Source organism: Protofrankia sp. Cas3 (assembly GCF_963555955.1).
GTDB lineage: Bacteria > Actinomycetota > Actinomycetes > Frankiales > Frankiaceae > Protofrankia.
This window is the reverse complement of the sequence record NZ_CAUVXP010000166.1, coordinates 1-6,742: the sequence shown is the minus strand read 5'-3', so window position 1 is coordinate 6,742 and position 6,742 is coordinate 1. Positions and strand designations below refer to the sequence as shown.

Annotated in this window: 8 protein-coding genes and 2 pseudogenes; 3 read left to right on the top strand and 7 right to left on the bottom strand. The window is 69.0% G+C overall.

Annotation, left to right across the window (positions count from 1 at the left end; genetic code table 11):
- Positions 1–586 (top strand): NERD domain-containing protein (locus U9983_RS22950; RefSeq protein WP_322756004.1); only part of this gene is annotated, 586 nt, incomplete at its 5' end.
- Positions 587–626: 40 nt separating this feature from the next.
- Here U9983_RS22950 and U9983_RS22945 read toward each other — a convergent pair.
- Entirely contained in the window at positions 627–758 is a 132-nt protein-coding gene (locus U9983_RS22945; RefSeq protein ID WP_322756003.1) for a hypothetical protein, read from the bottom strand.
- Positions 759–920: 162 nt separating this feature from the next.
- Here U9983_RS22945 and U9983_RS22940 point away from each other — a divergent pair, with 162 nt between their 5' ends.
- Complete coding sequence (locus tag U9983_RS22940; protein ID WP_322756002.1) at positions 921–1,505, top strand: hypothetical protein; 585 nt, start codon at positions 921–923, stop codon at positions 1,503–1,505.
- A gap of 17 nt (positions 1,506–1,522) precedes the next feature.
- On the top strand, positions 1,523–1,714 hold the full coding sequence (locus tag U9983_RS22935) for a hypothetical protein (protein WP_322749528.1): 192 nt from the start codon (positions 1,523–1,525) through the stop codon (positions 1,712–1,714).
- A gap of 5 nt (positions 1,715–1,719) precedes the next feature.
- Here U9983_RS22935 and U9983_RS28070 read toward each other — a convergent pair.
- From U9983_RS28070 to brxD, 6 genes and pseudogenes are all read right to left on the bottom strand, one after another.
- Positions 1,720–1,830: pseudogene (locus tag U9983_RS28070) on the bottom strand (type II toxin-antitoxin system RelE family toxin); the annotation flags it as partial.
- Between the two features lie 24 nt (positions 1,831–1,854).
- Positions 1,855–2,007: pseudogene (locus U9983_RS22930) on the bottom strand (transposase); the annotation flags it as partial.
- Positions 2,008–2,172: 165 nt separating this feature from the next.
- Positions 2,173–2,358: a hypothetical protein gene (locus tag U9983_RS22925; protein WP_322756009.1), complete on the bottom strand. Its 186-nt coding sequence runs from the start codon at positions 2,356–2,358 to the stop codon at positions 2,173–2,175.
- Entirely contained in the window at positions 2,355–3,497 is a 1,143-nt protein-coding gene (locus tag U9983_RS22920; protein ID WP_322756001.1) for an acyl-CoA dehydrogenase family protein, read from the bottom strand. Before U9983_RS22920 ends, U9983_RS22925 begins: the two co-directional genes overlap by 4 nt.
- 264 nt (positions 3,498–3,761) lie before the next feature.
- Positions 3,762–5,960, bottom strand: coding sequence for a DEAD/DEAH box helicase (locus U9983_RS22915; RefSeq protein WP_322756000.1), 2,199 nt, complete (start codon positions 5,958–5,960; stop codon positions 3,762–3,764).
- A partial coding sequence (brxD, locus tag U9983_RS22910) for a BREX system ATP-binding protein BrxD (RefSeq protein ID WP_322755999.1) occupies positions 5,957–6,742 on the bottom strand: 786 nt, incomplete at its 5' end. The genes U9983_RS22915 and brxD, both read right to left, overlap by 4 nt.

The window sequence follows — 6,742 nt, the reverse complement described above, 5'->3', positions numbered from 1 at the left end:
GACCAAAGGGCGACGCGCGATGGCGAAGCCGTCTCGCCCGGAGGCCCCAGGGGATGCTGCGGGGGTTCGGGTGGATGATCAGCGCTGGAAGCAGTGCACGCCGTCCGAGTTCGCCTGGGAGCGGGCGGCCCTGGGGCATCTCAGGACGCTGCTGCCGAACAGGGATCCGTTCCGGGCCTGGGCGAACGCGGAGTTCCTCGGCACCGCCGGTTCGGTCAACGAGATCGATCTGCTGCTCGTCACCCCTGCCGGCATCGTCATCTTAGAGATCAAGTCGTGGTCCGGAGTACTCGTGGGCGATGCGGGCACGTGGCGGCAGACACATCGTGCCCCCGCCGACAACCCGGTCATCGGAGCGGCCCGTAAGGCACGGAAGCTGAGGTCGCTGCTGGCTTCCCAGCAGGCCATGCGCGGGCGTCGGGTGCCATGGATCGAGGGCGCGGTCTTCCTGAGCGACGCCCGCCTGGAGGTCCGGTTTCGAGGAGGGGCCTGGTTGGCAGGATTTTCTGACCCGCCGTCACCGGTTCGCGCAGGACCGGCCGCGCCGGGTCCGCATCTACCTGGCGAGCGGTGTCGACTCCCGTGACCAGCGGGACCAGTTGGTGCGGGCCGCGGAGCGGGAGTACCTAGCACTGCGTGGCATCGACCATCCCGGTATCGCGACGCCCGTCGACTTCGTCGAGCATGACCTCGGCCCGGCGGTCGTCTTCCGCCATGACCCGGACCTGACCCGACTCGATCACTTCCTGCGGGAGCATGAGCGGGAGCTGTCCTTACCCCGGTACCCCAGGTCGGGAACCAGTGGTTGGCGCTGTCCGAGGAGTGGATTGCCAGGCATGAGTCCCGCCTCGCCGAAGGCGGAGCAGCCTGACCGAACGGGACTATTTCGGATATCAGTGTCGTAACGTATATTCGATGATGTGTCATCCCACACATTGCTTGCCTGGCAGACGACACGCCGTGAACGAGTCGAGGAACTGTGTGCCGTACGCCAGCTTGCGAAGGCCGGGGGGACGGCCAGGGAGGAGCAGGTCGACTGGGCGCTTACGCTACGACTTGCCGCCGAGTTCCAAGGCTTCGCGCGTGATCTGCATAATCTCACGGCCAACATCTATGTAAGCCGTCTGGCTGGAGCCCGCACCGCATCCCTCGAACCGCTACGCTTGCTGTTTACATCCGGACGTGCTTTGGACAGAGGCAACGCCCATCCAGGCGCACTCGGCGCAGACTTTGCTCGCTTCGGTCTGACGCTCTGGCCTACGCTCGAAGCGACCAACCTTCGCGCATCCTCCTGGAACGCCGCGCTCGGCCAACTGAACGCAGCCCGCAACGCTGTGGCCCATGACAACCCCGGCGAGATCGCAGACCTCGTCCGGCGGGGATGCCCGCCCACACTGGCCAGCGTGGAACGATGGCGCTCGTCGCTCGACGAACTGGCCGAGACATTAGACGATGTCCTCGCGACGTTCATCGAGGCGACCCTCGGCCCGCCGCGACCCTGGTGACGAGGAGGAAGCATACGATGCAGACACTGCCGGTTGCTGGTGACCATGTCCGCATTCCCTTCGGCCTGACCACCGTGAAGGGTGTGGTCCGTAACGCATACAACGAAGGAAGCGGCCCCCAGGTCACCATTGAGCTGCATATTCCTGGCGCCGACCCCGTCACCGGCACCTTCCCGCTCGACATAGTTGAGCCTGCTGAAGCCGCATAAGAACCTACCCGGTGATGGTCGGTGTCAATGTGGTAAATGACGCGGTAGTCGCCTCGTCGCGCGCTGTGGAGTCCGGGGAGTTGGAGCTGGAGTGGCTTGCCGACGCGGTGCGGGTTGGCCGGTGGCGAGGCGCAGTGCTCGGCGACGACATCGCCCTGGGCACGAACCAACTCGGCGGTGGGCTGAGCGACGATCGTGCGAATCGTAGCGGCGACCATCTCCGCGGCCTGCTTGGGCACCCGGACAGCAACATTACGCCGAAATCGGACCCGGCAACGCTGCCAGGCTGCACCTCGCGATCTACGTGCCCCAGCCCCACTCCTTGATCCGCATTTCCTTCGGTGCGACGAGTGGAAGGAAGACGTACAGGAGACGCCAGTTTTCGGGCGGAAAATGTATGTCAACCATCCACTCGTGCTGGGCCGGTTATCAGCCCGGTTTGCATCAGTGACCGGTGGCTACCAACCGAGGACGGCGGCGATCCGCTCACGGTGGTGGGCGACGTCGACGATCAGGTCCTCCTGTCCGCCGACCATGGCCCGGCGGCCGACCTCGACCGGGATCGACCGGGCGTCGATCCCGCTCGCGGGCGCACAAGCATGCTGGAACGGGCCGTCCTGATCCTGCCGGCGTCGGCCGGTCAGACGCCGAGGGACTTCCCGATGATCTCCTTCATGATCTCGGTCGTGCCGCCGTAAATGGTCGTGATCCGGACGTCGCGGTATGCGCTGGCGACGGGGTACTCCAGGATGTAGCCGTAGCCACCGTGCAGTTGAACGCAGGCGTCGACCACCCTCTTGTGCAACTCGGTGACCCACCACTTGGCCTTCGCCGCCCGTTCCGCGGTCAGCTCGCCGCGCGCGGACTGGGCCAGACAGGCGTCGATGAACGTCTCGGCGATGTCGAGTTCGGTGTCCATCTCGGCAAGCAGGAAGCGGTTGTGCTGGAACGTGCCGATGGGCTGGCCGAAGGCGGTGCGTTGCTTGGCGTACTCGAGCGTCGCGTCGAAGACGGTGCGAGCACCCGTGACGCCGGCGACCGCGATCGACAGCCGCTCGTCGGGCAGGTTGTGCATGAGGTGGTAGAACCCGCGTCCCACCTCGCCCAGCACGTTCGCCGCCGGGACGCGCACCTCGTCGAAGAACAGCTCGGCGGTGTCCTGCGCCCGCTGGCCGATCTTGTCGAGTTTGCGGCCGCGGGTGAACCCGGGCATGCCACGCTCGACCACCAGGAGGCTGAAGCCCTTGTGGCCGGCGGCGGGGTCGGTACGGGCCACGACGATCACGAGGTCGGCGTTGATCCCGCTGGAGATGAACGTCTTGGTGCCCGAGACGATCCAGTCGTCGCCGTCGCGCACGGCGCTCGTGCGGATGCCGGCGAGGTCGCTGCCGGCGCCCGGCTCGCTCATCGCGATGGCGCCGATCAGTTCTCCGGACGCGAAGCCCGGCAGCCAGCGCTTCTTCTGCTCCGGGGTGGCCAGCCGGATGAAGTAGGGCGCGACGATGTCGTTGTGCAGGCTCAGCGCCGGGGGGCCGGACGTGGCCCGGGCGAGCTCCCCGGTGACGATCGCGTTGTACCGGAAGTCGTCCACGCCACCGCCGCCGAACTCTTCCGGGACGTTGAAGCCGATCACGCCCTGCTTGCCGGCGGCCAGATACAGCGACCGGTCGACGATGCCGGCTTCCTCCCACCGTTGCTGGTGAGGGACGATCTCGCGGGCCACGAACTGCCGGACCAGATCACGGAACTGCTCGTGTTCGGAATCGAAGCCTGCCGAACCCATACCGCCTCCTCGACCCACCCTGAATCGCGGAACCCCGCGATTCAGGGTACGCAAACCAGACTGATCCCGAGCATCTGTCGCGTCTCGGCGCGGGGCCTTCGGCGCGGGCGCCGTCCTCCCGCCGGGTCTGCTCGGCGCAGGGCCGAAATGACCGCGACCAGGTCGTCAGCCCGGCCCGGCAGCCTGGGTCTGGTGTCGTACGGGAGCTGAATGGTCCGCAGCCGGCGTGCGGTGCCGGTCCTCGGACGGTTCCGTCGAGATCGGTCAGGTTCCCAGGGTGGCGAACCGGACGGGCTCGCGCAGGACGGTGGTGGCGGCGGGGAGGTCGACGAGGCGGGTGGCGAGGGTGGCTTCGGCCAGCCGCGGCGGGAGTGCGGTGTTGAACTTGAGGCCGGCCAGGGCCTCGTCGGTGACGTGGGGGAGACAGAGGCGGGACTCCAGGTCCGCGGTCGCTGCCTTCCACCTGGGCGGGGTCAGGTCGGTGCGCAAGCGCAGGTAGGAGGCGGTCGGGGTCTGGAGGGGGTCGGCGAGGTCGCCGAGGCTCGCGGTGAGGGTGCGGTTGGCGCGTTCGCCGGCCCAGGTCCACCAACGGACGTCGGTCAGGTCTTCCGTTCGGACGATCATCGTGCCGCCCGGGTGGACGACGTTGAGGTGGTTCTCGCGGACGACCGCGAGTCGTTCCGTCGCTCGGCGGGTGAGGGGGACCGGCGGGTCGGCGCCGAGCAGGACCTCCCGCATCGCTCTGGTCAGCTCGAAGGACATGGCGCCGTCGGCAGGGGTCAGCCAGCGGGCCCGGCCGCCGCCCTCGGCGTGCTCGACGAAACAGCGGCGGCGTTTCCAGTCGATGTGGGTGACCCGCCAGCTGCGACCGGCGAGCAGCAGCAGCCGCGGGCCCTCGACCGGGTCGGTGAGCAGGACCGGGTCCGTGCGGCCTATCTCGTCGCGGCCGTTGAGGACGGTGAACTCGGGCGCCGCGGTGAAGACCGCGGTCAGCTCGGAGAAGTGCCGGTGGCCGAAGCGGCGCTCCGCCTCCGGGCCGACGAACAGCATGCCGCCGTCGGAGTCCAGGTAGCCCATGCGGACGAGGTGGCGCACGATCGGCTCCGCCGAACGGTCGAAGGGCGCGAGGCCGTTCCACTCGTCCACCCAGGTTCGGTCGCCGACCCGGTTCTCCTGAAGGCAGTACGCGAGCAGCTGCTGGGCGACGATGTGCCGTGGCTCCGGCGGGGCGACGACCGGCTCCACCCAGCCGCGGCCCCACAGCAACAACAGCCCGGCGGCATGCACAAGCGCACTCTCGTTCAGGGCGAGGAACAGGCAGTTGCGGGTCGTACCCGCCCGGCGGCCTGTGCGGCCGAGACGCTGCAGGAACGATGCGACGGTTCCCGGAGCGTTGATCTGGATGACCCGGTCGAGGTCGCCGACGTCGATGCCCAGCTCCAGCGTGCTGGTGGCGACGATCACGCAGTCCCGGGCCTGGGTGAAGGCCTCCTCAGATCGGTGCCGCTCATCGACAGACAGCGACGCATGCGAGAGGAACGTCGCCACCCCGAGGGAACGCAGCGCCTGGCCAAGCTCCTCGACGATCTTCTTCGAGTCGCAGAACACGAGCCGCTTCTCGCCCCGGTGCAGGGCGGCCAGCACCTTTGCCGCGTTCGGCACTGAGGCGACGTAGTCCAGCTCGATCTCGCTCACCACACCCCCGGCCACGAGGGTCGTGGCCGTGGAAGACCGCCGGGAAAGCGCGGCCGGCAGGTCCGGCGCGACGACCTGCGCCGGGCGCCGGCCCGCGCCCGAACCCTGCAGCCAGCGCAGCAACTCGGCCGGGTTCCCGACAGTCGCCGACAGGCCGATGACCTGGAGCTCCCAGGAAACATGGGCTACCTGTTCGGCGGCGATGATCCGGCGCAGCCGCTCCAGGACGGCGAGGAGGTGCCAGCCACGGTCGTCGCCGGCGAACGCGTGGACCTCGTCGACGATCACGGCGCGGACGCCGGCGAAGAAGCCGCGATGGTCGGTGCGGACGCTGACGAGCATCGCTTCCAGTGACTCGGGCGTGGTGAGCAGGACGTCGGGCCGTTCGCGGCGGATCCGGTTGCGCCGGCCTTCGGTCACGTCGCCGTGCCAGACAGCGGCCTGGCGTCCGAGCCAGCCGGTGTAGGTTTCCAGCCGGGGCATCAGGTTGTTCAGCAGCGCCTTCAACGGACAAAGATACAGGACCGACGTCTCCTGCCAGTTCTCGGCCGCCATCCGCGACAGGATCGGGAACGTCGCCGCTTCGGTCTTCCCTCCGGCGGTCGGCGCGAGCAGCAGCGCGTCCGAACCGGCGAGCAGCGGCGCGACCGCCTCCTCCTGCAACGGCCGCAGCCCCGGCCACTGCAAAGTGTTCACGATGTGGTGCAACACCACCGGATGCAGCAGATCCGCCGCGTCGGCGGCGGGCGCCTCCGGCTCGACGGTCACGCCAGGTCCAGGTCGATGTCGTCGGCGCGGGCGGCGTTGCGTTCCAGGTCGGTCATTTCAGCTGCGCCGATGGTCAGCGGGTAGTCGCGCCGGGGGGCGAAGTCGTCGAACTGGTCGACCCGGTCGAGCACGTCCCCGACGAGCTTCTTCAGGAACAGCCGGGGCACGACGCCTACCTTCCCGCCGAGCCGCCCGGCGACCGCCCCGGCCAGCTCCCCGAGATAGGCGTCGTCGACGAGCTTCTCGATCCGCCCGGCCGCATTGCCCGACGAACCGGCCGCGTACAGGTCCCGGACCCGTCCGCCGAGCTCGACCAGCGACGCCTCGGTGAACCCGGCCAGCCGCAGCTGCACGGCCCTCGGGTTGTCGAACTTCGGGTTGGCGGTGAAGTCGGTCGCCAGCCGCTGCGCGAGCGGCGCGAGCCGCTGCACCCCCTGTGGGCCGTCATAGAAGGCCGGCGTTCCGGTGATGACGAGGAACAGGCCGGGGAAGCGGCCGCTGTGGACCTCGTCGATGAGCTGGCGCAGCGCGTTCAGCGCCTTGTCCCGCGCGTCGGACCGGACCCGCTGCAGGGTCTCGACCTCGTCGAGGACGAGGAGCAGGCCGCGGAAGCCGCTGTCGCGCAGCACCACCAGCAGCCCCTGCAGGAAGCCAAGTGCCCCGAAATGGTCCAGATCGCCGCGCACCCCGGCGGCCCGGCGGGCGCTGGCTGCGACGTGCGGCTGCCCGCCGAGCCAGGCGAGCACCGCCGCCGCCGTCGCCTCGTCGCCGGCGGCCAGCGC